A 26727-nucleotide genomic window follows, 5' to 3' on the forward strand; every position below is an offset into this window, starting at 1 on the left:
TTCCTCCCGATCATGTATTTCCTCCTTGAGTGATTGGATTGTCGCGAATGAGCGCGGGGCCTGTGCCCGGCGCCCTCCCCTTGGTAGTCACGGCCCGATCGAGCACGACGAGCAGGATCAGGATAAGCCCCGACACGACCTGCTGGACGTATGCGGGAACGGATTGGAACTCCATCGCGATGGTCAGCGAGCCGATCGTCAGCACGCCGCCAAGCGTGCCGAGCGCGGATCCCTTGCCGCCTTCGAGGCGGGTTCCGCCGACCACGACCGCGGCAATGACGGCGACTGTCAGTTCCGAGCCGAAGACGGGCGAACCGGTGCTGGTGACGAGACTCTGGAGAACGCCTGCGAGACCGGCGAGCGTGCCGGCGAAGACGAAGCCCAGAAAAACGATGCGATCGGAGGCGATGCCGCTCTCCTTGGCTGCCGACGGATTGGACCCCACCGCAAAGACATTTCGGCCCGGTATTGTACGCGTCAGCCAGACATGCAGCAGCACGATCAGAACGATGAACAGCGCACTGCGGATGGTGAAGATTTCGAGATGGATCTTGGCGAACGCCAGTGAAAGCATGATGTCGGTGCCGGTCACCGGCTGGCTGTTGGTGATCCAATGCGCGAGCGAGCGGAAGATCAGCATCGTCGCCAGCGTCAGCACCAGCGAGTTCACCTTCAGCCCGACGACCAGCGCGCCGTTGATGGCGCCTGCCAGCATGCCGACCAGGATACCGACAAGTGCGGCAGGCAGGATGCCGATCTCGCGCTGCAGGATGACCGACATGATTCCCGCCAGCGCGAACACCGCGCCGCCGGAGAGGTCGATCTGGCCGGCGACCAGAAGCACCGTAAGTCCAATGGCGATCAGGCCGATCGTCGCCGCCCGGTCGAGGCCGAGTCCGAGGGTCGATGCGGAGAAATAACCCGGAACCGCCAGGGCGGAAATGATCAGCGTCAGGCCGAGGATGATCATCACCCTGTGCCGCGAGGCAAGCGCCAGGAACCTCATCACGCCACCCCCCTCTTGCGCAATGCCGCGTCCATGCCGACGGCGCCGACGATCAGGATGCCGAGGACAAAACCCTGGATCGGCGTGCGCACGCCGTCGAGCACCATGACGTTGGTCAGAAGCTGCACGAAGATCAGGCCCGCGATCGCCCTCGGCACCGAGCCGAAACCGCCGATGATCGACACGCCGCCGACCACGACCGCGGTGATGGCGCTGAACTCGTAGCCGGCGCCGATCAGCGGCCGCGCGCTTTGCAAGGTCAGGCCCAGCAGGCCGCCGCTGACGCCCGAAGCCAACGCCGTGATCACGAACGCACCGGCCTTCACCGCCTCCACCGGCACCGCGCTCGCCTCGGCGGCGCTGTAATTGCCGCCCGTGGCGAGCGTCCACCTGCCCCAGAAGGAGCGCGAGAGGACGATATGGCCTATGAGGGCGATCAGCAGGAAAATCAGCACCACGACCGGGACGCCGAAGAGCCGGCCCTTGGCGAATTCGGCCGAAGCGGGATTGTTGCCATAGACGATGACGCCGCCGACGGCCGCCTGCACGATGCCCAGCCCGATGGTGCCGATGCCGAGCGTGGCGATGATGGGATTGATACCGACATAGCCGACCAGCACGCCGTTGAGCAGGCCGATAAGGCCCGCAAGCGCCACCGCCAGGACGAAGGCAGGAACCGGCCCGATCATTGGCTGCAGCCCGAGCGAGAGGATGGCCCCGCAGGCGATGGTGGCCGGCACCGACAGGTCCGCCAAGCCGCCTGCCACAAGCACGAAAGTCATGCCGACGACGACGATGCCGACAATGGACATCGAGGTCAGGACGTTGAGCAGATTGCCTGTGGTGAAGAAGGCGGGGCTGACGAATGAGCCGTAGAGCACCACTGCAAGGATAGCGAAGCCAAGCCCCGCCTTGGACAGGACATCGGCAAGCCTGCTGCCGCGCGTGAAGCGGTCATTGCGGTTCGCCCCGCTGGTCTCCATGGCCGCATCAGTCATGCAGCCTCCCCCGTCGCCAGCGCCATGATGCGCTCCTCGCTCAGTTCGGCGCGGGCGAGCGCCTCCGATGCGCGGCCGTCGCGCATCACAACGACGCGATCGCAGACGCCGAGGATTTCGGGCAGTTCCGACGAGATCATCACCACCGCCATGCCGTCGGCGACAAGCCGGCCGATGATGCTGTGGATCTCGGCCTTGGCGCCGACGTCGACGCCGCGCGTCGGCTCGTCGAGAATGAGCACGGAGGGCTTGGCCGCGAGCCATTTGGCGATGACCGCCTTCTGCTGGTTGCCTCCCGACAACAGGTTGATGCGCCGCTCCCCGTCGGGCGGCGAAATGGAAAACTGCTTCACATAGGTCGTCGCCAGCGAACGGTCGGCGCTGCGCCTGATACGGCCGAAGCTGGTCAGACGCCGCAATATCGACAGGCTGATGTTCTCGCGGACCGACATGCCCGGAATGATGCCGTCGCCCTTGCGGTCCTCGGGGACGTAGGCGATCCCGGCTCGCACCGCCTCGGAAGGAGAGTTGATGGCGACCTTGCGCCCGTAGACGCTGACCGTTCCCTCCACCAGCCGCGACAGGCCGAAGATGGCGCGTGCTACCTCGGTGCGACCCGCCCCGACCAGTCCGGTCAAGCCCAGTATCTCCCCAGCGCGCACATCGAAGCTGACATCACTGAAATGCGCCCCGTCGCCGATGCGTTCGACACGCAGCACGGACTTGCCGATCGCGGCCGGGCTTTTCGGGAACACGTTGGCGACCTCGCGGCCAACCATCAGCCTGATCATCTCGGCCGCGGTTATGCCGTCGATCGGACGGGTCTCGATCATTGAGCCGTCGCGCAGCACGGTCACCTCGTCGGCGATCTCGAGAACCTCCCTCAGCCTATGGCTGATGTAGACGATGGCGATGCCGTCATCGCGCATCTTGCGAAGGATCCGGAACAGCGCCGCGGTTTCGTGCTCGCTCAGGCTCGATGTCGGCTCGTCCAGCACGATGATCCTGGGCTGCGCCGCATAGGCCTTGGCGATCTCGACCAGTTGCTGCTGGCTGATCGACAGGTCGCCGAGCCGCGCGCGCGGGTTGATGGCCGCGCCCAGCTCGTCGAGGACGGCGGCGGCCTTCCTGACCATTTCGCCCTTGTGCAGCCAGCTCCATTTGCCGGGCATGCGGCCGAGATAGACGTTCTCCGCGACGGTCAGGTCGGGAACAAGATTGATCTCCTGGTGCACCATGCGGATGCCGAGCGCCTGGGCGTCGGCGGGACGCCGCATGCGCACTTCGGCGCCGCCGACGAGGATCGTGCCGGCGGTCGGAGCGTAGGATCCGTTGAGCACCTTCATCAGCGTCGACTTGCCGGCGCCATTCTCGCCAACGACCGCATGGACGGTGCCGAACCGGACGGCGAAATTGACGTTCGACAGGGCCTTCACGCCGGGAAAAGTCTTGGAGATGCCTCTCATGTCCAGGGCACAATCGGCGGCGGCACTCATCTAGGCTTGGTCCTCCCTGGTAGCACGCGGCTGGCAGCGTTATGTTAGTATAATGCATTTCCAGGCACGGTTCGGCCCACCTCGAGCCGGCCCGAAGGCCCCTTTCAGCGCATCCGCACCAGGCACTTCACCATAGGCTGAAAATCACGCAACGGGCGGCACTATTGCACTAATATAATAGTTCTGGCAAGCTGGATCTGACCGCTCCCGTCACTGGCGTCGGATCGCAACGAACCCCGCGTCGCAAGCAGGTGCATTCCGTTTGACATTCGAATAATTTTGCCATTTCAGGTGGACGAACGATGGGATTTTCCATGGATCTAGATCCTTCGACCCTCAATCGAGCCCTCCCGCTGCGCGACCAGATCTACAACAAGATCCGCAACATGATCGTCGTCGGACGGCTGAAACCGGGTGAGGTCATCAATGAGATCGCAATTGCCGAAGCGCTGGGCGTCTCGCGCACGCCCGTGCGCGAAGCGGTCAAACGCATCAGCGACGAAGGGCTCGTCAAGATCCTGGCGCAGACCGGCACCTACGTTGCTCCCATCAGCCGGGCCGACCTCGAGGAAGCCTATGTCATCCGGCGTGCATTGGAGATGGAGAGCGCCAGGCGCGCCGCCGCCAAGCTGACGCCGGCTGCCTGTGAATTGCTGGAAGACAACATGGCCGCGCATAAGCTCGCCATTGCGCGCGGCAGGTACGCCACAGCGATTCAGCTCGACGACGTCTTTCACCGCACCATTGCTGAAATATGCGGCTTGCCGATGATTTGGCGCGCCGTCGACATCTCAAAGGCGCAGATGGATCGCGGCCGCTATCTCGCCATTCCGAAGCCCGGCTATGGCGAGCAGACGATCGAGCAGCACGAGGCCATTCTGGACGCGCTGAAGCGTCACGACGCCGAGGGCGCCGCACAGGCAATGGAGCATCACCTCGAGACGTCATTTCGCAACACGCTCGAAGTCGCCGCCGAGCTTCTCGACTGACGACCTCGACTGAGCGCTGAGACGGGCGGCGCAGGTTTGAGGTCCCGAACCTGGCATCCGACCGGCTTGCCGATGCTTGGTGAGCCGTGTTCGCAGCTTGACCGTTGACAATCTATTATATTAGTATTCCGATCCATTCGGCGGCATTGTGCCGACGGGGGCTTTTTCAGAGTTTGTAATGGCGCGGTTCATCCAGCTTTCGCATGCCGACAACATCCTTCTGGCGATCGATCCGTTGATGACCGGCGACAAGGCAGGCGACATGCCCGCGAAGGCGCGCATACCGCGCGGCCACAAGATGGCGATCCGCGACATCGCTTCGGACGAGCCGGTCGTGAAATATGGGCAGACCATCGGATTCGCCCGCGGACCGATCGCCGCCGGCGATTGGGTTCACGAGCACAATGTATATCTGCGCAATTTCGAACGCGACTATCTGTTCGGCACCAACGCCAGGCAAACGCCTGTCGTCCCTGAAGCCGAGCGCGCGAGCTTCATGGGTTACCGCAGGCCGAGCGGCAAGGTCGGGACGCGCAACTTCATCGCTGTCCTGACCTCGGTAAATTGTTCGGCCAGCGTCGCCCGCTTCATCGTAGAAGAGGTCAACCGCTGCGGCATCCTGCGCGACTATCCCAATGTCGACGGCGTGATCTCGCTCGTCCATGGCACTGGCTGCGGCATTGACACCAAAGGCCCCGCTTACGACCTCTTGAAGCGCACGCAGTGGGGTTTTGCCACGAACCCCAATGTCGGCGGCGTGCTGATGGTTGGGCTCGGCTGCGAGGCGTTCCAGATTCCGCGCTGGATGCAGTCCTACAATATCGAGGAGAGCACGACCTTCCGCACGATGACGATCCAGGAGACTGGCGGCACACGCAAGACGGTCGAGGCAGGGGTCAAGGCGATCGTCGATATGCTGCCCATGGTCAACGCCGCGCAAAGGACGCCACAACCGGCCTCCGAACTGGTGCTCGCGCTGCAATGCGGCGGGTCGGACGGCTATTCCGGCATCAGCGCCAATCCGGCGCTTGGCGCCGCCGTGGACCTGCTTGTCGCGCAAGGCGGCACGGCGGTGCTGTCCGAGACGCCGGAGATCTACGGCGCCGAACATCTGCTCACCATGCGTGCGGAAAACCGCGCGGTCGGCGAGAAGCTGATCGAGCGTATCCGCTGGTGGGAGGACTACACAGCCAAGCACGACATGGAGATGAACAACAACCCGTCTCCCGGCAACAAGCTCGGCGGGTTGACGACGATCCTGGAGAAGTCGCTCGGCGCGTCCGCCAAGGGCGGGACGACCAATCTGCGCGCGGTGCTGGAATATGCCGAACCGATCAACGAACGCGGCCTCGTCTTCATGGACACGCCCGGCTACGATCCGGTTTCGGCAACCGGCCAGGTCGCCGGCGGCGCGAACATATTGTGCTTCACCACCGGGCGCGGTTCGGCCTTCGGCTGCAAGCCGACGCCCTCGATCAAGCTTGCCTCCAATTCCTTCATTTTCGAGCAGATGCGCGAGGACATGGACATCAATTGCGGGGACATCCTCGACGGCGTCACGCTGGACGACAAAGGCCAGGAGATCTTCGCAGAGATCCTGCGCGTGGCATCGGGCGCGCGTACCAAATCGGAATCGCTGGGCTACGGCGACAATGAGTTCGTGCCCTGGAACCTCGGCGCTACCATGTAGCGACATCGCCCGCCCGCAACGGGCAACCTCAATTCACTCAACCAGAAAGAACGCTCGGCATGAACAGGATCGATCTTGACGGCCAACACGCCGTGGTCACCGGAGGCGCGCAAGGCCTCGGCTTCGCGATGGCTAAACGTTTCGTCGCCTCCGGCGCGACGGTCACCTTATGGGACGTCGACGAGGCGCGCCTCGAAGCGGCCAAGCGCGACCTTGGCAAGGCCGCCACGACCCTGGTCGTCGACATTGCGGATTGGGAGACGGTGGACGCCGCGCGGGCAAAAACCGAGGAGAGCGCCGGCAAAATCTCCATCCTGGTCAATTCTGCCGGCATTGCCGGTCCCGCCGCCCCGCTCGACAGCTACGACATAGAGACGTGGAAGAAGATCATCGACATCAACGTCAACGGCACCTTCTACGTCAACCGCGCCGTGGTGCCCGGGATGAAGGCGCGCAATTACGGGCGGATCGTCAACATCGCTTCCGTCGCTGGCAAGGAAGGCAATCCCAACGCCGCCGCCTATTCCGCTTCGAAGGCGGCGGTCATCGGCATGACCAAGTCGCTCGGCAAGGAGCTCGCGCAGTATGACATTGCGGTCAACTGCATCTCGCCGGCCACCGCGCAGACTCGAATCCTCGAACAGCTCACGCCCGAGCACATCGAATACATGCGCTCGCGCATTCCACGCGGCCGTCTGCTGGAGGTCGACGAGGCCGCCGCCATGGTCGCCTGGCTCGTCTCAAAGGAAAACAGCTTCACCACCGCCTCGACCTTCGACCTGTCGGGCGGGCGCACGACCTATTAGTCGAATACCGGCGCGCCGCGAAGCGTCTGCGCCGCGGCGCGCCGGTACACCGGCACTTGCTGCCTCACGGAGATGCGGCCGCGTCGCCTGCGAAGACTCGAGCTGCCTGGATCTGGGGGCGCACCATCAGGTAGAACGCGACGACGTGCGTGATCATCAGCAGTGGGACATAGATTACGGGGATCGCGTATGCAGCGCCCAACTGCCCCGCCAGCTCAGGAAGACCGGCTTGGCTGCCGTGATAGTAGTCGACGGCGATATCGATCGTCCCCACGAGATTGAACGCGACGACGGACAACCGGAACAGCGGACGTATCCTCGTCGTCAAAAGCGCCAGCATGGCCAACACTCCGGTTGCGAAGTCGCCATAGGCGGCGAAGGTGGCGAAATCAGCCGGCAAATCGCGCCCGACGACGCCTGGAACGATGAAGACAAGCCCGAAGAAGCGGAAGCTGTGCAGCGTGGCGATGGCACGTTGCGCCTCGACCAGGTTGACGGATCTGAGCCGGGGCAAGACATACACGCCGACGCAGAGCAGCCAAGGCACGTAGCCTAGAGCGAGATGTAACAGGAAAATGGTTGCAGGCGACATATGGCCTCCCAAGAGATGTAAGGCGCAATTTACGCCCGCTTCCAGCGGTCGACTATTCGCGATAATGTTGACGGGGCATGAAGCAGAACTTCACAATCCGGAAAGGTGCGCTCGACGGCGTGGAGGCGTTCCTCGGCGTCGCGCAACACCGCAGCTTCCGAAAAGCGGCCGCGGAGCTCGGCGTCACGCCATCGGCGATCAGCCAGGCGGTGCGCGCGCTCGAGGTGCGCGTCGGTGCGGCGCTCTTCATGCGCACGACGCGCAGCGTCGGCCTGACCGAAGCCGGCGAACGGTTCCTTTCGCGCGCAAAGCCCGCTTTCGAGGAACTGGTCGCCGCAAGCGAAGTCGCACGTGAACTTGGGCAGCGGCCGACCGGGCTGTTGCGCCTCTCTGTGCCGCGCGCCGTGGTGCCGATCCTGCTGGAGCCGCTGGTGGCATCCTTTTGCCAGGCCTATCACGAAGTAGAGGTGGAGATCGCCGCAAGCGGTGAGCTGGTCGACCTGGCGGCCGAGGGGTTCGACGCCGGCATCCGGCTCGGCCAGTTCATCGCCGCCGACATGGTCGCGGTTCGGCTGACGCCGCCGTTCCCGCTCGTGGTCGTCGGCAGCCCTGGCTATCTGCGCCGGCAGAAACGGCCGGAGCGCCTCGACGATCTGCGCGGCCATGCCTGCCTGCGCATGCGCCGCTCCAACGGATCGATCGCGCCCTGGCCCTTCATCGACGGCAACAAGACCGTCGAGGCAATCGTCTCCGGGCCGCTGGTCGCGCATGATTACCCGACACTGCTTGGCGCGGCGATCCAAGGTGTCGGACTTGCACAGGTGCCAGGCCCTCTCACCGAAGCCCCGATTGCCGATGGCCGGTTGCAAGCGTTGCTCACGCCCTTCGCCGTCACGACGCCGGGCGTTTTTCTGTATTATCCCGACAGACGCCAGGTCTTGCCCAAGCTGCGCGCGTTCATAGAGCATGTGAAATATCGGGGGACGGACGCCGAAGGCGCGCGAACTCCCTGAGGCCACCGCCCTCGGTGACGTGCTTGCCTGCTCGTGCCGCGCTAATTGGCGAGAAGGGCCGCGATCACCGCGGCGGTAACCTCGGCGGTGCTCGCGGTGCCGCCGAGATCGGGGCTGAGATATTCCGCCCGGTCCGTGACAAGCTCGATCGCAACCATGAGGCGCCGCGCGGCGGCCTGCTCGCCGAGATGCTCAAGCATCAGGCTCGCCGTCCAGAACGATCCGAGCGGATTGGCGACGCCCTTGCCGGTGATGTCGAAGGCCGAACCATGGATGGGTTCGAACATGGACGGCCGGCTGCGCGAGGGATCGATGTTCGACGTCGAGCCTATGCCGAGCGATCCGCCCAGCGCGGCGGCCAGGTCGGAGAGGATGTCGGCATGCAAATTGGTCGCCAAAACCGTGTCGATGCTGCCGGGCTTGTTGACCATGCGCTGGGTCATGGCGTCCACCAGCATCCAGTCGACGGTGAGACCGGGGTAGTCGCGAAGCAGGCCGCGCACGACTTCGTCCCACAGCACCATGCCATGACGCTGCGCATTCGACTTGGTGACAACCGTCAGAAGCTTGCGGGGGCGCGACAGCGCAAGCTCGCAGGCGAAACGTGCGATGCGTTCTATCCCGGCGCGGGTAAAGACGGCGACATCCATGCCGACCTCGATAGGCAGTCCGCGATGGGCGCGACCACCGACGCCGGCATATTCGCCTTCGCTGTTTTCGCGCACGATCACCCAGTCAATCTGCTTGCCGAGATCGGGCCGCAACGGGCCGGTCAGCCCGGGCAAGAGGCGCGTCGGCCGCACGTTGGCGTATTGGTCGAATCCCTGGCAGATGGCCAGGCGCAGGCCCCAGAGGGTGATGTCGTCGGGAAGGTCCGGATCGCCGACCGAGCCGAAATAGATCGCATCGAAACCCTCCAGTTGCCCGAGACCGTCCGGCGGCATCATGCGGCCGTTGCGGCGGTAATAATCGGAGCCCCAGTCGAAGCGCTTGAAGTCGAAGGCCAAACCCGGCTCGACAGCGGTCAGGGCTTCCAGAACCTTCACGCCGGCCTCGACGACCTCCGGCCCGATACCGTCACCACCGATGACAGCGATCCTATGCGAGGACATTTTCAGTTTCCTTCTCGATGGCAGCGACGATGGCGCCGCGGTTGTGGCCAAGCCATTGCAGCAGCATGCGGGTGGATTCGATCATCGTAGGGATTGACGATACCCTTGCCGGCGATATCGGGCGCGGACCCGTGCGCCGCCTGCGCCATGGCTATGTCGCCTTCGCCGATGCACAGGTCCTACCGCTGATAATGCCCGGCGGTTCTTCAGCCTAGCCGCGCGGCGTGCCACTTCAGGTGATCGTCCATGAAGGTCGAGATGAAGTTGTAGGAATGATCGTAGCCTTCCTGCATGCGCAAGGTGAGGTCGATGCCGGCCTTCTTGCAGGCTTCATCCAGCAGCCACGGACGGAGGCCTTCGTCAAGGAACCCATCGGCCGTGCCCTGATCAACCAGGAACTCGCCAAAACGGCGGCCGTCCTCGATAAGCAGCGTGGCGTCATAGGCGCGCCAGTCCCTGTCGTCGGCGCCGAGATATTTCTCGAGCGCAGGCCGCGACCAGCCAGCGGTCGTCGGCTGAACGATCGGCGCGAAGGCCGAGCAACTCCTGAAGCGGTCGGGGTTCTTCAGCGCGATCGTCAACGCGCCGTGTCCGCCCATCGAATGACCCGATATGCCCTGGCGCGCCGTGTCGGCAGGGAAGTTCGCGGCGATTAATCCCGGCAGCTCGTCGAGGACGTAGGAATACATACGGTAGTTCCTGGCGTAAGGCTGCTGCGTCGCATCGACATAGAAACCGGCGCCGCAGCCGAACTGCCAATTATCCTTCTCGTCCGGCACATCGGCACCGCGCGGGCTGGTGTCGGGGCAGACCACGATGAGGCCAAGCTCGGCCGCCAGGCGCCGGTACTCGCCCTTGTCCATGACATTGGCATGGGTGCAGGTGAGACCCGAAAGATACCACAGCACCGGCACCGGCCCATCGTTGACCTGCGGCGGCACGAAGACGGCAAAGGTCATGTCGCAGGCGCAGACCTCTGAAGCGTGCGAATAAACACCCTGGACGCCGCCATGCGACTTGGACGTGGAAACGACTTTCATCAACTCTGCCTTTTCGTCATGACCTTTCCGTCCGACATAGCTGCCGGCCGCCGCACCCGCAACCTTCAGCCCTGCAAACAGCACCGGCGGCGTAACCGAGGTGCACCTTGGTCACGCCGCCGGTCGACGCCGGACTTTGGGAACACGCCGACCTGGCCGGGAGGCTGGAGGTAGCGAAAAGTCCGGGCATTTCTGTGGCCCGCCTTCTCAAGCCGACAGGGCTCCTGTCGGTCCAAGCGGGGATGTCCTCGGGCCCGCGGCGTGTGGGCCGCCCTCAGTAAACCACGACACTCCTGATCGACTTGCCCTCATGCATGAGGTCGAATCCCTTGTTGATGTCCTCGAGCTTCAGCGTGTGGGTGATCATCGGGTCGATCTCGATCTTGCCGTCCATGTACCAGTCGACGATCCTGGGCACGTCGGTGCGGCCGCGCGCGCCGCCGAAGGCGGTGCCCATCCAGGTCCGCCCGGTGACCAGCTGGAACGGCCGCGTCGAGATCTCCTGGCCGGCGCCCGCCACACCGATGACCACCGACTTGCCCCAGCCGCGATGCGAAGCCTCCAGCGCCTGGCGCATCACCTTGGTGTTGCCGGTGCAGTCGAACGTGTAGTCGGCGCCGCCGATCTGGTCGGCGCCGCGCTTGGTCATGTTGACGAGATGGGGAACGATGTCGCCGTCGATCTCCTTCGGATTGACGAAATGCGTCATGCCGAAGCGCTCGCCCCAGGCTCGTCTGTCGTTGTTGAGATCGACGCCGATGATCATGTCGGCGCCGGCAAGTTTTAGGCCCTGGATGACGTTCAGCCCGATGCCGCCGAGGCCGAAGACCACCGCGGTCGCGCCTTGCTCGACCTTGGCGGTGTTGATGACCGCGCCCACGCCGGTGGTCACCCCGCAGCCGATGTAGCAGATCTTGTCGAAGGGCGCGTCGGGATTGACTTTGGCAACGGCGATCTCCGGCAGCACGGTGAAATTGGAGAAGGTCGAGCAGCCCATATAGTGAAACAATTTTTCGCCCCCGATCGAGAAGCGCGAGGTGCCGTCAGGCATCAGGCCCTGGCCCTGCGTGGCGCGGATGGCGGTGCACAGATTGGTCTTGCGCGACAAACACGACGGGCACTGCCGGCATTCGGGCGTATAGAGCGGGATCACATGGTCGCCCTTTTTGACCGAGGTGACGCCCTTGCCGACATCGACCACCACGCCGGCGCCCTCATGGCCGAGGATGGCCGGGAACAGGCCCTCGGGATCGGCGCCCGACAGCGTGAACTCGTCGGTGTGGCAGATGCCGGTCGCCTTGATCTCGACCAGCACCTCGCCCTCGCGCGGGCCGTCGAGGTCGACCTCCATGATCTCAAGCGGCTTTCCGGCAGCAACGGCAACAGCGGCGCGGGTTTTCATTTCCTTCTCCCAAACTTGCTTGCCGGGACGATCGATCGCCCGGCGTTGCGATAGAAATCATGCGGCCTTGGCCGGCCCCGCCGGGAACACGCCCGACATCACGGTAAAGCCTTTGATGCGTTTGACACGATCGCACCAACGCCGGATGGCGGGATAGTCCTGGCGCGTAATGCCGCCCTCCTCCGACAGCATGATGTAGGGAAAGCAGGCAATATCGGCGATGGTCGGATGATCGGCCGAGCAGATCCAGCCGCGGCCCTGCTGCTCGCCGAACCACAGATGCTCGTCGAGGATACGGAACAGCCGGTGCGCGCCGGCGCGTGCGGCATCGATGTCGAAATCGTAGAACAGCGCGTCGTGCAGGCGGGCGGCCGACGCCGTCGAAGTGATGCCGTCGGCGAAGGCCAGCCACTGGCTGATCTCGCCGAGCAGGGCCGGTCTGTTCCGGGGATACCATGTGCTCGACGGATCGTATTTCGACGCCAGGTAGACCAGGATCGCCTGGGCGTCGCGCAAGATCAGCCCTTCATCCTCGATGACCGGCAGCTGGCCAAGCGGATTGAGCTTCAGGAACCATTCCGACTTGTGTTCGCGGCCGGGGTAGAAGTCGACCGGCACTGTCTTGTAGTCGATGCCGAGAAAACTCATCAGCAGCCGCAGCTTGTAGCAATTGCCCGACAGTTCGTAATCGTAAAGCGTGATCATCGGGAGTTCCTAAATGTCGAGCACGAGGCGTGCCGATTTGGCGCGCGAGACGCAGGTCATGATCCTGGTTCCGGCTTTGCGTTCGGCATCGTTGAGGTAGACGTCCTGATGGTCCGGCTCGCCCTCGATCACGGTGGCGACGCAGGTGCCGCATGCGCCCTGCTCGCACGACGACGGAACATCGATGCCATTTTCGCGCATCACCTGCATGATCGTCTTGCCGGCCGGCACCTGCAGCGTGACGCAGGAGCGCGCCAGCGCTACTTCGAAGCTCGAACTGTCGTCGATCTTGTTGGTGTTCTTGAAATATTCGAAATGGATGGCGGTATCCGGCCAGCCCTGCTCGGCGGCGATCTTGCGCGCGGCTTCCAGCATCGGTCCGGGACCGCAGATGTAGAGATGCATGCCGTTCCGGTAACCGGCGAGAATCCCCCGAAGCTCGGCGCCGGTCGCGTCCGGCGACAGCCCGAGATGCGGCTTCAGCGCATCGCCGAGATGCTTCAGCCGATCGGCGAAAGCGAGGTGTTCCTCCCCTTGCGCAAAATAGTGCAGCTCGTGCGCCAGCTCCTGGTTCTTCAGCGCCTGCGCCATTGCGAGCAGCGGCGTGATGCCGATGCCGCCGGCGACGAACAGCGTCTTGATCGCGTCACGGCGCAGCGGGAAATTGTTGCGCGGCTCGGAGATCGCCAGCACGTCGCCCTCGCGGACTGTCTCATGCATGCATTTGGAGCCGCCCTTCGAATCCCGCTCCAGCTTGACGCCGATGATGAAGCTGTCGGTTTCACCAGGGCCGTTGGTGATCGAATACTGCCTGATCTCGCCATTGGGCATATGGACGTCGATATGGGCCCCAGGTTGGAACGTCGGCAGGATGCCCTTGATCGGGCGGAGCTCGAAACCGGCAACGCCGTCGGCCGCCTGCCATTTCCTGGCCACGCTGACGCGCAGCGCCGCCTTGCGGCCATGCGCGGTCACCTCGGGCATTTCGGCGAGTTCGGCCGACACCCTTTCGTAGATCGGCTCGATCGGCGCGGGCGCCGGTGCGTTCGCGACGTCGCGCTCGACCTCGTCGCGCAGCTTGGAAAGCCGCTCATTGTGGTGGCGCAGGATGGCGATGCGGGCGGCTGCTTCGACCTCCTGATCGAGCACGCCACGGATCACCGAACGGTTTGAATCAACCGGCTGCACGAAGAACACGCCGCGCGTCTCGGCACCACCATCGTGCGAGTGCAGCGCCACGGCAAAATCCCGCGCGGCCTCGATGATGGTTTCCGCGCCCTCGCCTTCGATCGCTGCGTTGGGCTGAAAGCGATAGGCCTTCAGCCCTTCGACGACCTTGTCGGCCGGCGCGTTGACCGCGATGCCGCGCAAGGCGAGCAGCTTGCCTTCGGTCAGCGCGGCAACATCCGGCACCTCGCCGCGAGGCTCCTCGGAGGACCAGACCAAGCCGTAGCGCTCGACCCCGGGGAAGGTGCGGTTGGTGATGGTGCGGGCCGGCGCGTCGGCAGGATGCGCGGGAATGTAGGTGCAGCCGGCGGTGCGGTTCGAATAACGCCAGCCGTGATATTGGCACTTCAGCTCGCGCCCGTCATTGATGCCTATCGACAGCCTGACGCCGCGATGCAGGCAGCGGTTTTCCCAGATGTTGATGTAGCCGTCATCGGCCCGCCAGACGGCGAATTCCCGGCCGAGCAATTGACCATGGAAAACGTGGCGGTACGGCAAATCATGGGAAGCGGCGATCGGATGCCACTGGCTTCTGGCTTCTTCCAACATCAATCGTCTCCAAGAATCTCGTCAGGCCGCAACCGGAATGACACCGTAGGTCACGCCCTTCTGGCTGAGCCAGCGCCGGTAGGCGATGGCCGACTTGTCGGCCCGGATGGGCGTTTCGGCGCGCGGATCGAGCGGCAGGCGTTTGGGCACTTGGTTTTCCAGGATCGGCTTGTCCTGGCCGAAGATCGTCTGCTGGAAGCGCTTGATCACCTTGTCTTCATTGTCTTCGTCGAGCACGCAAAGCAGCATGTGGGCGCGCACATGCTCCTGGTCGACCGGCTGCAGGAAGATGGCGATGACGTCGCGCCGTGCCTCGTCGACCGGGCTCGATTTATAGAGCACGGAGCAATAGGGGTGCGGCACGCGATAGACATAGTCCACGTCGGCGCCGCCACCGGAAGCGGTCGAAGCCATCGGCTGGAAGAAGCGGCAGCGCGTGGCCAGGATCTCGTCGCGGTCGACGGATATCTCGACGTCGTATTCCTTGACTTCGGTATGCGGCTCGACGCCGAGTATGTCGGTATGCACATAGGGAAAGTGGCCCATGTCGAGAAAGTTCTCGATGGCGCGCGGTGCCGAGACGTTGACGCCAAACGTGGCCGCGTTGAGCTTGCGGCGGTCCGGCTCTTCATATTCCGGGATCGGGAACAGCTCGGCCGGTGGCGAGCCGAGCGAAGTCCAGACATAGCCGTAGGCGCTTCTTGCCGGCAGCCTGTCGGCGCCTGGAACACGATCCACCCCTTCTACATCGGGACGTGAGCGCCAGACGACGGGCTCACCATCCATATCGACCGCAAAACTGAGGCGCTCCTCGAGCAGAACGGTGTCCTGGACACCGCCGGGAACGGTCTCGGCGATCGCCCCTACGGGATGCCAGAGATTGAGGATCACGGGATCCGAGCATTTTGTCATCGTTTTATCCTCTGGATGCCCTCGAACGTCATCAGGCTTGTGCCGGTATCGCGCCATAGGTGACGGCCCGATCACGCAACCAGCGCCGGTAGGAAACCGACACGGCATCGGCACGGATCGGGGTCTCGGCACGCGGATCGAGCGGCAGGCGCTTAGGTACCTGGTTCTCCAGGATCGGTTTGTCCTGGGCGAAGATCAATTGCATGAAGCTGCGCACCGTTGCCGCCTCCATGCCTTCCTTAAGATAGCAGAGGTAAGGATGCGCGATGCAGTTTTCCTCGTCCACCGGCTGCACGAACAGGGTAATGACGTCGAGCCGGTCCTTCTGGATCGGGTTGCTCTTGTAGAGAGCCACCGTGTAGGGCCGGATCACCTTGTAGATGTAGTCGACGACAAAGCCTTCCTTGGCGGTCGGCGAAGCCACCGGCTGATAGAATTTGCACTCGGTCGCCAGCACTTCGTCCTGCGCTGTGATCTCAACCTTGTAGGGCGCGACCTCGGTATGCGGCTCCTCGCCGAGCCAGCCGGTATGAATGAAGGGAAAATGCCCCATATCGAGAAAATTCTCGACCGCGCGGAGGCCCGACACCTTGACCGCGATCGAACCGCCGCTGACAAGATGCCGGTCTGCCTCATTGGCCTCGGGGATATAGATGATGTCGCGCCAGGGCTTTTCCAGACACGTCCAGATGAAGCCATAACGCTCGGCGCTTTTCAGCGTGGCGCCCGTATCGCTGCGAACGACTTCGATCTTGTTTGAACACTTGTGAACGGAGAGAGCGACCCCAAGCAGGCATGTGGCAAACCGCGTATCCTGGCTTAGCGATTCCTGATCCGCGACGATGTGCCAATCGTTCAAAAGCTCGCGGTCAACGCAACGGGTTGCCATCGGCTTCCCTCCCAACTCGGCTAGCCCTTCACCATGAACCTAGCCCGACGTTTCGGGAAGACGAAACCACAAGATTGGATACCAATCAACATTTTTTTGTCGTGCAAAATCCTTTTTTGTGTTGACAGATTATGATGATTGAATTCCGATATGAGAAAGCTGAACCTGGGATATGTCATGTCCTGACGAGGCATGTCGCCATCACGAAAGCCCGCTGATCATGTCGTCGAAATGGCGGAGAACCATGCCTTGAGCAGCCGTTCCCAGACCATCGCGGATACGCTGACCCGCGCCATCATCGACCATCGCCTCGTGCCCGGCTGCAAGCTCGGCGAACGCGAACTCTCCGAAATATTCAACGTGAGCCGCATCGTGGTGCGCCAGGCCCTGATCCGGCTCGCCGATGACGGGCTGGCCCAGATCGAACGCAACCGCGGTGCCTTCGTCGCCAAGCCGAGCATGCAGGAGGCGATGGAGATCTACGACGCGTTGACGCTCGTCGAACAGGGCGTCGCAGCACAGCTCAGCGATCGCCTTGGGCCGGCCGGCTGGGCCGAACTGCGCCAGCATGTCGAGCGCCAGCGCCAAGCTGTTGCCGCCGGCAACGATGCGCTGGCCGACGTGCTGGGCCAAGAGTTCCATACCGTGTTCGTACGCCTCAGCCGCAACAAGGTCATGCAGGAAATCCACGCGCAGCTGGTGCGCCGCACGACGCTGCTGCGCTCCCTCATTTCAGCCGATTTCGACTATTGCAATCTGCTGGACGACCACTCGCGGGTCGTCGACCTGCTGGAGAAGGGCCGGCTGAAACCGGCCATGGACCTGATCGACACCCACCACCGCGCGGTGGTGCGCGGCTACATCATGGATCGCGCAGTGTTTCCAGAGATGACGCCTGCCGAAGCGCTGGCGCCCTATCTCGACGGCAAGGCCGACGGCGCGACTGTACCGCTGCGAAGATTGTCGAATGCATCCGGCGGCGGCGACGCGGCAACGCATCTCCACCTCCATATCCCCAGAACAGACCGGGCACCGACAAGCCGGGCATCAACAAAAAAGACCAACAGAGGGCTACCATCATGAAGAAACTGACGAGACGTGAATTCCTGAAACACAGCGGCGCGGCCGGCGCGGCTCTTGGCGCGGGAGCGCTGAGCACCATCGCACAGGCGCAGGAGGTGCTGAAGATCGGTGCCGTCTACGTCTCGCCGGTCGCCGAGATCGGCTGGACCAAGCAGCACAGCCTCGGCGTCGAGGCCATCAAGGCCGAATTCGGCGACAAGGTCGAGCTCACCGTCATCGACAACATCTTCATGCCGCAGGACGCCGAGCGTGTCTTCCGCGAACTGGCCAGCGCCGGCAACAGGCTGATCTTCGGCACAAGCTTTTCGCATGGAACGCCGATGCAGAAGGTGGCGCCGCGCTTTCCCAAGGTGGCGTTCGAACACTGCTCAGGCATCGTCCACCTAGCCAATCTGGGAACCTTCGAAGCGAAATATTACGAAGGCACCTTCGTCGCCGGCGCGGCGGGCGGCTACATGTCCAAATCGGGCAAGATCGGTTTCATCGGCGGCTTTCCGATCCCCGACATCGTCGGTCCGGCAAATGCGCTGCTGCTTGGCGCGCAGAGCGTCAATCCAAACGCGACCTGCAACACCATCTTCCTGAATTCCTGGTTCGACCCGGGCAAGGAGAAGGAGGCGGCCAAGACGCTGATCTCTCAAGGCTGCGACGTGGTCTGCTCGATGACGGACACCGCGACCGGCGTACAGGTCGCCGGCGAAGGTGGCGCCTGGTCGATCGGCTATGCCAGCGACATGTCGAAATTCGCCTCGGGCAAGCAGCTGACCTCTTTCGTTCTCGATTGGACCAGCGACTATGTCGGCGCAGCCAAGGCCGTGGCCGCCGGTACCTGGAAGCCGGAAGTCCGCTGGGACGGATTGGCGGCCGGGGTGGTGAACATGGCCCCCTACAATGAGGGTATCCCCGCCGATGCGCGCGCCAAGCTCAAGCAGCTCGAGGCCGACATCGGCAGCGGCAAGCTTCATCCCTACGCCGGGGAACTGAAGGATCAGGACGGCAACGTCAAGGTTGCCGCCGGTTCGGTTCTGGCCGATGACGACATTCGCGGCATGAACTGGTTCGTGAAGGGGATGATCGGCAGGCTGAGCTGATCACCGTAAAAGTGCCGGGAGACGCCCAAGTCCATACCTTCGGCGTCTCCTTGCCTGGTTCCCGTCCAACCTCGCTTCACGCCACGGCAGGACCCGCCATGCATCCGCGACTAGAACTGCGCAACATCTGCAAGCGCTATCCCGGCGTCGTCGCCAATGACGATGTGTCGCTGTCGATTCAACCCGGCGAGATCCATGCCGTGCTGGGCGAAAACGGCGCCGGCAAATCCACCCTGATGAAAATCATCTACGGGGCGACGCAAGCCGATTCCGGCGAGATCTTTTGCGACGGCAATCCGATCGCCACGCACACCCCGGCGATGTCGCGCGCACTCGGCATCGAAATGGTCTATCAGCATTTCGCGCTGTTCGAATCCGTTTCGGTGGTCGAGAACATAGCGCTCTCGGCCAGCAGCGCATACGACCTGCCTTCGCTCGCCGACAAGATCCGCGATCTGTCGCGCCGCTACGGCATGCCCATCGACCCGCATCGCCAGGTGCACGACCTGTCGGTCGGCGAGCGCCAGCGCGTCGAGATCGTGCGCTGCCTGCTGCAGGCGCCGAAACTGCTGATCCTCGACGAGCCGACCTCGGTACTGACGCCGCAGGCGGTGGTGAAGCTGTTCGAGACGCTCCGCCAACTTGCCGCCGAGGGCTGCGGCATCGTCTATATCAGCCACAAGCTCGACGAGGTCCAGGAGCTCTGCGACACCGCCACCGTGCTGCGCAACGGCAAGGTCACCGGTACCGCGCGTCCGAAGGAGACGACGTCGCTGGAGCTTGCCCGCATGATGGTGGGTTCGAAGCTGCCTGAAATGCATGTCGGCCCGCCGACGCCAAGCGACAGACCGGTGCTCGAGGTCAACAGACTTACGGTGAAGTCCCGGGATCATTTCGGCGTCGACCTGAAGGACATTTCTTTCAAGGTGCATGGCGGCGAGATTGTCGGCCTGGCCGGGGTTTCCGGCAATGGCCAGGCCGAGCTGATCGCCTTGCTCAGCGGCGAGCGCACGCATGAGCGCAGCGACGCCATCCGGATTTGCGGAACCGGCGCAGCCCGCCTTCGCCCGCACGAGCGCCGCAAGCTCGGCGTCGCCTTCGTTCCCGAAGAGCGGCTCGGGCGCGGCGCCGTGCCCTCGCACACGCTGTGGGAGAATGCGGTGCTGACCGCGCACCGCTTCGGCACGGTGCGCAACGGGCTGGTCGACCGGCGCCGGGCCAAGGCGTTCGCCGCCGGCATAATCGATAGGTTCAAGGTCAAGGCCAACGGGCCGCAGGCGACCGCGCAAAGCCTGTCCGGCGGCAATCTGCAGAAATTCATCGTCGGGCGTGAGATCGCGCTCCAGCCGAAGCTCCTCCTGGTGTCTCAGCCGACCTGGGGGGTTGACGTCGGCGCGAGCGCCTTCATCCGGCAGACCATCGTCGATCTCAGCCGCGCCGGCGCGGCGGTGCTCGTCGTCTCCGAGGAACTCGACGAGTTGTTCGAGATCTGCGACCGGCTGCTGGTCATTTGCCAAGGGAAGGTTTCCCCACCGCTGGCGCGCAAGACGACCGATCGCGAGGAGATCGGACTTCTGATGACGGGCCGCGGCATGAGCGACGGCGCATTGGCAAATGGGGGTGGCAACAATGCGCTTCAGGATTGAACAAAGGCCGGAGCCCTCCTCGCTGATGCGCGTTGCCGCGCCGGCACTGGCGACCCTGTTGACCGTCGTCGTCGGATCGATTTTCTTCGCCTCCCTCGGACATGATCCGCTGGCGACCCTCCATGCCTTCTTCATCGAGCCGCTCTCTTCCATGAACGGCCTGTCCGAATGGCTGCTCAAGGCCTCGCCGCTGATCCTCATTGCTTGCGGGCTGGCGGTCGGCTTCCGCGCCAATGTCTGGAATATCGGCGCCGAGGGCCAGTTCACCATGGGGGCAATCGCGGCCAGCGGCGTGGGGCTTTTCTGGCCGAACCCCGAAAGCGTGCTGCTGTTGCCGCTGATGTTCATCGCCGGCATGGGCGCCGGCATGGCCTGGGCGGCAATCCCCGCCTTTCTGCGCGCCCGCATGAACACCAACGAGATCCTGGTCACGCTGATGATGACCTATATCGCGACGCTGTTCCTGTCCTATCTCGTGCACGGACCGTGGCGCGATCCGGCCGGCTTCAACTATCCGCAGACGGCACTTCTGCCGACGGCGGCCCTGTTCGAATCCTTTGACCCCGCCTATCGCCTCAACCCGTCGATCTTCATCACGGTCGTCGCCGTGCTCCTGATGTGGCTGTTCACCGACCGCAGCTTCCTCGGCTACAAGATGTCGGTGAGCGGGGCTGCACCGCTTGCCGCCCGCTATGCCGGCTTTCGCGAATCGGCTGCGGTCTGGATCGGACTGCTGGCGGGAGGTGCCGCGGCCGGCATCGCCGGCATGGCGGAAGCCGCCGGGCCGCTCGGGCAGCTCTCGCCTCAGATTTCGCCAGGCTACGGCTTCGCGGCCATCATCGTTGCCTTCGTCGGACGGCTGAACGCCTTCGGCATCGTGCTTGGCGGGCTGTTGATGTCGCTGCTTTTCCTCGGCGGCGAAGGTGTGCAGATGACGCTCGGCCTGCCTTCGGCCCTGACGCGGATCTTCCAGGGCATCCTGCTGTTCTTCCTGCTCGCCGCCGACTTCTTCATCTTCTATCGCGTTCGACTGGTGCGACCCGTCCGGGACACGCATGCGCTGGAGACGGCACGATGAGCGGATTTCGGATCGTGCGGGAGACAGCCTGATGGATCTGTTCATCGCCATCTTCACCGGCACCGTCATTGCCGCCACACCGCTGATATTCGCCGCGCTCGGCGAGCTCGTGGTGGAGAAGTCGGGTGTCCTCAATCTCGGAATCGAAGGCATGATGCTGATGGGCGCCGCATTGGCATTCTGGGCCGTCACCGCGGGCTATCCGATGCCTGTGGCGATCCTGGCCGGCGCGTTGGCGGGTGCGGCCGCCTCGCTGCTGTTCGGCGTTCTGGCGCTGACGTTCCTGACCAACCAATATGCAGCCGGCCTGGCGCTGGCGATCTTCGGTTCGGGCGTCTCCGCCTTCCTCGGGCGCGGCTTCGGCAGCGAGCCGATCGAGGCACTGCGCCGCCTCGACATCCCCGTTCTGTCCGATCTGCCGCTGATCGGTCCGCTACTGTTCCGCTTCGATCCGATGGTCTATCTGGCCCTGCTGATGTTCGTCGCCATCAGTTGGTTTCTCTACCGCACGAAAGCTGGCCTGGTGCTGCGCACGATCGGCGAGTCGCCGCAGACGTCGCATGCGATCGGCTATCCCGTGATCAGGATCCGCTACATGGCCGTGCTGTTCGGCGGGCTGATGGCAGGCCTGGCAGGCGCCTATTTGTCGGTCGCCTACACGCCGCTCTGGGTCGAGAACATGACCGCCGGCAAGGGTTGGATCGCGCTTGCGCTGGTGGTCTTCGCCACCTGGCGGCCGCTGCGCATCCTGCTTGGCGCGTGGCTGTTCGGCGGGATGACGATCCTTCAGTTGCAAGGTCAGGCGCTGGGGCTGGACGTGCCATCCGAACTGCTCTCGGCCCTGCCTTATCTCGCCACCATCATCGTTCTGGTGCTGATCTCACGAAACCGCCAGATGCTGGCCCTGCACTTCCCGGCCTCGCTGGCAAAACCCTTTCGCCCGACGAGTTGACCTTCTGCGAAATGCTACTTCCCTTGCTGGAGAAGGCTCAAGTCGATCTCGGTAATATGCCAGCGACCCAGATTGGCGGTATAGAGCTTGTCGCCCTTGAAGGCGATGTTGGTGGGGTGCGCCAGCGTGGTTGCGGCGGGATCCTCGATCAGCACTTCGAGACCTTTGTCCTTTTGCCAGCGATAAATACGGCTGGGCTCATAACATGAGATGAACAATGAGCCGTCAGGCGCAAAGGCCACTCCGTCCGGAACATTGTGCACGCCTTCGACGACGATCTCACGAGCCCCCGCCGATCCGTCAGCAAGGATCGGCACATAGCTGATGCAGGGTGCGTCGCTTTCCACGACATAGAGGCCGTTGCCGTCCGGCGCCATCGCCATGCCGTTGGCGAACGACATCGCCTCCCGGCACCACAGGCCGCCCTCGCCCGTCTTGAGATCGTAGCGGAAGATGCCCGAGCGATTGTCCTGGCCAACGCTGTCCGAAACGAAGAGCCAACCCCTCGCCTCGTCGACGATGGGGTAGTTCGGCACGCGAATGCCGGCCGACGCGAAGCGCTCCATGCGCGCTGTCGCGGCATCCCAGCGGAAAATCGCGGCATGCCTGAGGTCGCAGGCAAAGCAGTTTCCCGCGCTGTCGAAAGCGATGCCGAGCAGAAAACCGTCGGTGCCGCCCATGCGCCCGACCGAGCCGCCATCGGCGGCCAGCCGCAGCAGGTCGCCGGTTTCGGTGCCACACCAGATCGAGCCATCGCGGTGAACGGCCACGCCCTCCGGATGCGCGACGCGCGGGCTGGTGAAGATGCCGTCGAAGAAAACGCGCGCGGCTGACATGTCGAGCAACGGCTTGGCCATGGGATCTCAGCTTTCGACAAGCGCCGTCTGCGCGGCGATGCAGCGTTCGACCATCGCGCGGTCGGCTTCAAGAATCTCGGCGATCAGCGCGCCGCGCTCCTTGGCGCTGACGAACTCCAGACGGCGCAGACCGAGCGGGTCGATCCGGTTTCGCAAGATGGCGAGCGTGCTGTCGGAAGGCAGCGAGACCTCGCGGCAACAGGCGTCGAACGACACCGCAAATCCGGTGGCGTCACGGATCTGCTGCTGCGTGACGCCCGGCATGGTTTCGATGACGATCAATTCCCTCGAAGTCTCGTCGAGCCGGAAGACGCAGAGATCGGTGAAGACCAGCGCCCTGCCGGTGCGATAGCCCATCGGCTCGCGTTCGGCCGCCGTCAGCAGCCCGCGAGCCGAGCTGACGATTTCGACCTCATTCACCAGCGACTGGATCGAGTGGCGGGGGATGTAGAGCAGGTAATCGCGGTGCATGTTGGCGACATCGGCCATGCCGCCTTGCCCCGGCAACCGGATCAGGCCGCCGCTCGGTTTGCGAAGGGCGATGGTGTTTACACGGCCGTGCCGATCGACTTGCGCCGCGCCGACGATCTCGTGCGTCACTGCACCGGCCTGGTAGTAGGTCGAGTAGGTGTCGTCGCCGCCGGCATGCACCACCGCCGTCTCGCAATCCAGACTTTCGATCAGCGAAAGCACCATCGGGCTGGGCGCGATGTCGAGGTCGCCGCAACTCATTGTCGCGATGATCATGTCGGGCGCGTGCGTCGCCTTGGCCAACCGGTAGGCGACATTGGCGAGCGGCGACACGGCGCCGGCGCTGGCAAAGCTCTCATTGTCGAGTTCGGCCGCAATGCGGGCGGCAATGATCTCGTCGACGGACACTTTCTCCTCGCCGTGCACGACCGCGGGCATGGCGAGGACTGTTTCAGCATGAACCTCCGCAGCCTTTTGCAGCGGCTTCGGCACGCCCTCGCGCGGCAGGCGCAGACTGTGCGCCAAAGGCGCTTCCCTTAGAGCGAATGCTTCGGACAACGCCTGATAGTCGGTGACATAGAAGGGGAGGCACGAAGCCGGATAGGCGCCGCCCGGCGCCAGCGCTATCGCCGAGACCTGATTGCGGGTGAGGGTGCTCTGGCGACCGTCCTGCCGCAGCGCTCCGACGGGCACGATTTCCTCGACGGTGACCAGGACCTTGCGCGTGGCACCCACCATGGCGAAATCCAATGCGCGCGGCCCCAGGATCTGCACATTGCCGCTCTCATCGGCGCGCTGCGCATGGACGATGAAGGCGTCAAGCCGCAGCGGGGGGATGAATCCGACAGCGGTTCCGGAAATCGGATCGGGCCTTGCGCTCGCGCCCGGCACACGCGCCAGCATGTCGGATCCATCCGGGAGTTGGAACGGCATGGACGGCAGGTTCTGCTGCGCCGCCCGCAGCGCCTGGATCATGGCCAGTGCCGTCCAGTCGCGAACCGGTATGGCGCCGCTCTCGGCAGCGGCCCGAAACCGGGGCGGCAAGCCAAAAATGTCGAGGCTGGAAAAGCAGAGGTCGATACGCGCCACAGCATCCGCTTCGAGCAGCATTTCGAGAGGCAACCCGCCGGCCCAGCAGACGTAGTGCAAGTCCCTGATGCCGGACAGCGCGATCGCGCGCAGCAATGCGATCGGCAGGCGTGCGAAATGGTGGCCGCCCACGCCAAGCGAGTCACCATGGCCAACCATCGCGGCCAGTCCCTCGACATCGGTGAAGCGCGGCCTGTTCGGCTTTACCAGGGACGTTGCGGCACAGTTCGTCACAGTGGGGAAGCCTCGATGCGATAGCGGGTCACGAACGGCCTTTCGGGTGAGAATTCCAACGCCGTCGCAATGCCGGATTGGGCGATGGGATTGTCGGCCAGCGCGGTCGCCGGTCCGAGGCCGAAGGGTGAGCAGATCGGCTCGATGCCGATGGCGACATGACGCCCGTTCCAGGGGTGCGCCTTGCGCCCGCGATTGGAGTACCAGAGCAGAAGGCTTGGGAAATGCTCTTTCTGCCAAGTGAGCTTTGTCCTGTAGCCGTCCGCGTGGTTGGCCAGCGCGACCGCGCCGTCGACGCCCTCGATCTGCAGCAATTCCTCCGTGTCCACCGCCAATGGCAGGCGAGAGGCGTCGGCCACCCCGCCGGCCCGCGCGGGCACGCTGGCCAAGTCGCTGAACGAGGTGTTCCGGGCAAACAGCTCAGCGCCGGGTTCGACATCATGCGGATAGGTAAGGCCTCGATCGAAGCGACCGAGTTCCAGCGTGGCCGCGCCCGTCTCGAACGGCAACCGGAAAACCGGGTGCAGGCCGATTGGCAAGCGGCAGGCACGGCGGACAACGATCTTGAGTTCAATGTCGACGGCCGGCGCCGACGGATCGGGCGTCACCGTCCGTTCAACGCGCTCGACCGGGCTCCCCTGAGGATAGGCAAGCTCCAGCGACAATGATCCGCCGTCGTTGTCGCGCCATTGCCAGTCATGGTTGGAGCTATGGCCATGGGCTTCCTCGCCCTCCTCCGGCGAGCCCATCACCCGAGCCCAGTCCTCGGGCCATCCATCGGCCGGCACCGAATAGCCGAAGGGCACGCAGGGCCATTCGCCGCGCAACTTGCGCAGGATGCCTGGCAGCGCTTGCGCCTGCGGCTCGTTCGACCACGGCGCAATGTGCATCGGCGAAACCTGCCGACCGTCCTCCAGAATGAACGTAACCGGCGCCAGCATCGCGCCAAGCCGCTGGACAGTCAGCGCGCCATGCGCCCAGCCCAATCCGCGATAATCGTCGCCCGCGTTCACGGCCCGCCCTTCTTTGCCTTTGTCGTGCTCCGCTCGGCGAACTCCTTGACGCGCTGCTGGCTGATCTCGCTGCGATAGAGCTCACCCAATATGTCGCGCTCCATGGTGAGCCCATCGTCCAGATCACCGGACACGGCATGCGCCGTCAGCGCCTTCAGTCCCTCGATTGCGGCAGCAGGCTCGGCGGCGATCATTTCGGCCAGTTCCAGCGCGCGCGGCATCAGCCGGTCGACCTCGACGATCTCGTTGACCAGACCGGCAGCGACGAATTCCGAGGCCGGGACGATGGCGCCGGTCATCAGCAGGAAATTGGCGCGGTTGCGGCCGAGCTTGGCCACGCTGCGTTGCGTGCCGCCGCCGCCGGGGATCAGCCCGAGCTTGATTTCCGGCAGGCCGAGCTTGGCGAATTGGTTGGCGATGACGAGGTCGCAGCACAGCACCAGCTCCATGCCGCCGCCCAGCGCGAAGCCGTTGACCGCCGCGATCACCGGTTTGCGGTTGTTCTCGATGGCCGCGTACATGCGCATGCCGGCAGCTTGGAAAATGTCGAATTCCGGTCCGGTCTGGGCGGCGTATTCCTTGATGTCGGCGCCGGCCATGAAGCCGCGCCCTTCCCCTGTCACCACGATCGCCCCGATGCTTGCATCGCCGGATAGCGACTCGAAGGTTTCAGTGATCTCGCCTTGCATCAGCCGGTTCATGGCGTTGAGCTGATCGGCGCGGCGGAAGGTGACGATCGCGACGCGGCCCGCGGTTTCGACCGTGAGTGTCTGGTAGGCGCGCATCG

Annotated in this window: 24 protein-coding genes; 9 read left to right on the top strand and 15 right to left on the bottom strand. The window is 64.0% G+C overall.

Going from position 1 to position 26727, the window contains the following annotated elements; translation table 11 throughout:
* Window positions 1-10: 10 nt before the first annotated feature.
* Genes FJ946_RS04765 through FJ946_RS04775 form a run of 3 tightly spaced genes read right to left on the bottom strand, consistent with a single transcriptional unit; the run spans window position 11 to window position 3500 of the window.
* Window positions 11-1006 (bottom strand): ABC transporter permease, encoded by a 996-nt coding sequence (locus tag FJ946_RS04765; protein ID WP_140564464.1) that lies wholly within the window; start codon window positions 1004-1006, stop codon window positions 11-13.
* Window positions 1006-2004 carry an ABC transporter permease gene (locus FJ946_RS04770; protein ID WP_224681912.1) on the bottom strand — a complete coding sequence of 333 codons (999 nt, stop codon included), beginning with the start codon at window positions 2002-2004 and terminating at the stop codon, window positions 1006-1008. Before FJ946_RS04770 ends, FJ946_RS04765 begins: the two co-directional genes overlap by 1 nt.
* Entirely contained in the window at window positions 2001-3500 is a 1500-nt protein-coding gene (locus FJ946_RS04775) for a sugar ABC transporter ATP-binding protein (protein ID WP_140555628.1), read from the bottom strand. Before FJ946_RS04775 ends, FJ946_RS04770 begins: the two co-directional genes overlap by 4 nt.
* A gap of 314 nt (window positions 3501-3814) precedes the next feature.
* Here FJ946_RS04775 and FJ946_RS04780 point away from each other — a divergent pair, with 314 nt between their 5' ends.
* The 3 genes from FJ946_RS04780 (at window position 3815) to FJ946_RS04790 (ending at window position 6985) form a co-directional block, all read left to right on the top strand.
* The gene (locus FJ946_RS04780; protein ID WP_140497544.1) at window positions 3815-4489 is read left to right on the top strand and encodes a GntR family transcriptional regulator; all 675 of its coding nucleotides are present in this window, start codon (window positions 3815-3817) and stop codon (window positions 4487-4489) included.
* A gap of 178 nt (window positions 4490-4667) precedes the next feature.
* Window positions 4668-6179: an altronate dehydratase family protein gene (locus FJ946_RS04785; RefSeq protein WP_140564392.1), complete on the top strand. Its 1512-nt coding sequence runs from the start codon at window positions 4668-4670 to the stop codon at window positions 6177-6179.
* Between the two features lie 59 nt (window positions 6180-6238).
* Entirely contained in the window at window positions 6239-6985 is a 747-nt protein-coding gene (locus FJ946_RS04790; RefSeq protein ID WP_140497539.1) for an SDR family NAD(P)-dependent oxidoreductase, read from the top strand.
* A 64-nt stretch (window positions 6986-7049) separates the two neighbouring features.
* On the opposite strand, the gene FJ946_RS04795 is transcribed toward FJ946_RS04790, so the two are convergent.
* Entirely contained in the window at window positions 7050-7577 is a 528-nt protein-coding gene (locus tag FJ946_RS04795; protein WP_140555631.1) for a hypothetical protein, read from the bottom strand.
* A 77-nt stretch (window positions 7578-7654) separates the two neighbouring features.
* Between FJ946_RS04795 and FJ946_RS04800 the strand changes: the two genes are divergently transcribed.
* Window positions 7655-8590: a LysR family transcriptional regulator gene (locus FJ946_RS04800; protein ID WP_140514460.1), complete on the top strand. Its 936-nt coding sequence runs from the start codon at window positions 7655-7657 to the stop codon at window positions 8588-8590.
* A gap of 41 nt (window positions 8591-8631) precedes the next feature.
* On the opposite strand, the gene FJ946_RS04805 is transcribed toward FJ946_RS04800, so the two are convergent.
* From FJ946_RS04805 to FJ946_RS04840, 7 genes are all read right to left on the bottom strand, one after another.
* On the bottom strand, window positions 8632-9702 hold the full coding sequence (locus FJ946_RS04805) for a tartrate dehydrogenase (RefSeq protein WP_140562364.1): 1071 nt from the start codon (window positions 9700-9702) through the stop codon (window positions 8632-8634).
* Window positions 9703-9908: 206 nt separating this feature from the next.
* Entirely contained in the window at window positions 9909-10742 is an 834-nt protein-coding gene (fghA, locus tag FJ946_RS04815) for an S-formylglutathione hydrolase (RefSeq protein WP_140562365.1), read from the bottom strand.
* Window positions 10743-11016: 274 nt separating this feature from the next.
* Window positions 11017-12144, bottom strand: coding sequence for an S-(hydroxymethyl)glutathione dehydrogenase/class III alcohol dehydrogenase (locus tag FJ946_RS04820; protein ID WP_140497529.1), 1128 nt, complete (start codon window positions 12142-12144; stop codon window positions 11017-11019).
* Window positions 12145-12201: 57 nt separating this feature from the next.
* Entirely contained in the window at window positions 12202-12849 is a 648-nt protein-coding gene (locus FJ946_RS04825; RefSeq protein ID WP_140564393.1) for a glutathione S-transferase, read from the bottom strand.
* A gap of 9 nt (window positions 12850-12858) precedes the next feature.
* On the bottom strand, window positions 12859-14625 hold the full coding sequence (locus FJ946_RS04830) for a Rieske 2Fe-2S domain-containing protein (protein ID WP_140564394.1): 1767 nt from the start codon (window positions 14623-14625) through the stop codon (window positions 12859-12861).
* Window positions 14626-14646: 21 nt separating this feature from the next.
* Window positions 14647-15537, bottom strand: coding sequence for an aromatic ring-hydroxylating dioxygenase subunit alpha (locus FJ946_RS04835; protein ID WP_140525103.1), 891 nt, complete (start codon window positions 15535-15537; stop codon window positions 14647-14649).
* 31 nt (window positions 15538-15568) lie between these two features.
* Window positions 15569-16426 carry an aromatic ring-hydroxylating dioxygenase subunit alpha gene (locus FJ946_RS04840; protein WP_140564395.1) on the bottom strand — a complete coding sequence of 286 codons (858 nt, stop codon included), beginning with the start codon at window positions 16424-16426 and terminating at the stop codon, window positions 15569-15571.
* 249 nt (window positions 16427-16675) lie between these two features.
* Here FJ946_RS04840 and FJ946_RS04845 point away from each other — a divergent pair, with 249 nt between their 5' ends.
* The 5 genes from FJ946_RS04845 (at window position 16676) to FJ946_RS04865 (ending at window position 22276) form a co-directional block, all read left to right on the top strand.
* Window positions 16676-17509, top strand: a complete 834-nt coding sequence (locus FJ946_RS04845) for a GntR family transcriptional regulator (protein ID WP_140497518.1) — start codon at window positions 16676-16678, stop codon at window positions 17507-17509.
* Window positions 17506-18600 carry a BMP family ABC transporter substrate-binding protein gene (locus FJ946_RS04850; RefSeq protein WP_140564396.1) on the top strand — a complete coding sequence of 365 codons (1095 nt, stop codon included), beginning with the start codon at window positions 17506-17508 and terminating at the stop codon, window positions 18598-18600. The genes FJ946_RS04845 and FJ946_RS04850 overlap by 4 nt, the downstream gene beginning before the upstream one ends.
* A 98-nt stretch (window positions 18601-18698) precedes the next feature.
* Window positions 18699-20246, top strand: coding sequence for an ABC transporter ATP-binding protein (locus tag FJ946_RS04855; protein WP_140564397.1), 1548 nt, complete (start codon window positions 18699-18701; stop codon window positions 20244-20246).
* The gene (locus FJ946_RS04860) at window positions 20230-21324 is read left to right on the top strand and encodes an ABC transporter permease (protein ID WP_140561639.1); all 1095 of its coding nucleotides are present in this window, start codon (window positions 20230-20232) and stop codon (window positions 21322-21324) included. Before FJ946_RS04855 ends, FJ946_RS04860 begins: the two co-directional genes overlap by 17 nt.
* Before the next feature lie 31 nt (window positions 21325-21355).
* Window positions 21356-22276, top strand: coding sequence for an ABC transporter permease (locus FJ946_RS04865; RefSeq protein WP_140515241.1), 921 nt, complete (start codon window positions 21356-21358; stop codon window positions 22274-22276).
* Between the two features lie 14 nt (window positions 22277-22290).
* On the opposite strand, the gene FJ946_RS04870 is transcribed toward FJ946_RS04865, so the two are convergent.
* The 4 genes from FJ946_RS04870 to FJ946_RS04885 are packed head-to-tail and all read right to left on the bottom strand — an operon-like array spanning window position 22291 to window position 26725.
* The gene (locus tag FJ946_RS04870; RefSeq protein ID WP_140497508.1) at window positions 22291-23133 is read right to left on the bottom strand and encodes an SMP-30/gluconolactonase/LRE family protein; all 843 of its coding nucleotides are present in this window, start codon (window positions 23131-23133) and stop codon (window positions 22291-22293) included.
* 6 nt (window positions 23134-23139) lie between these two features.
* Window positions 23140-24927: a CoA-transferase gene (locus tag FJ946_RS04875; protein WP_140564398.1), complete on the bottom strand. Its 1788-nt coding sequence runs from the start codon at window positions 24925-24927 to the stop codon at window positions 23140-23142.
* Window positions 24924-25940, bottom strand: a complete 1017-nt coding sequence (locus tag FJ946_RS04880; protein WP_140564399.1) for a hypothetical protein — start codon at window positions 25938-25940, stop codon at window positions 24924-24926. Before FJ946_RS04880 ends, FJ946_RS04875 begins: the two co-directional genes overlap by 4 nt.
* Complete coding sequence (locus FJ946_RS04885; protein WP_140564400.1) at window positions 25937-26725, bottom strand: enoyl-CoA hydratase/isomerase family protein; 789 nt, start codon at window positions 26723-26725, stop codon at window positions 25937-25939. The genes FJ946_RS04880 and FJ946_RS04885 overlap by 4 nt, the downstream gene beginning before the upstream one ends.
* Between the last annotated feature and the right edge of the window lie 2 nt (window positions 26726-26727).

The sequence above is a fragment of the Mesorhizobium sp. B2-4-7 genome (genome assembly GCF_006442685.1).
Taxonomy (GTDB): Bacteria; Pseudomonadota; Alphaproteobacteria; order Rhizobiales; family Rhizobiaceae; genus Mesorhizobium.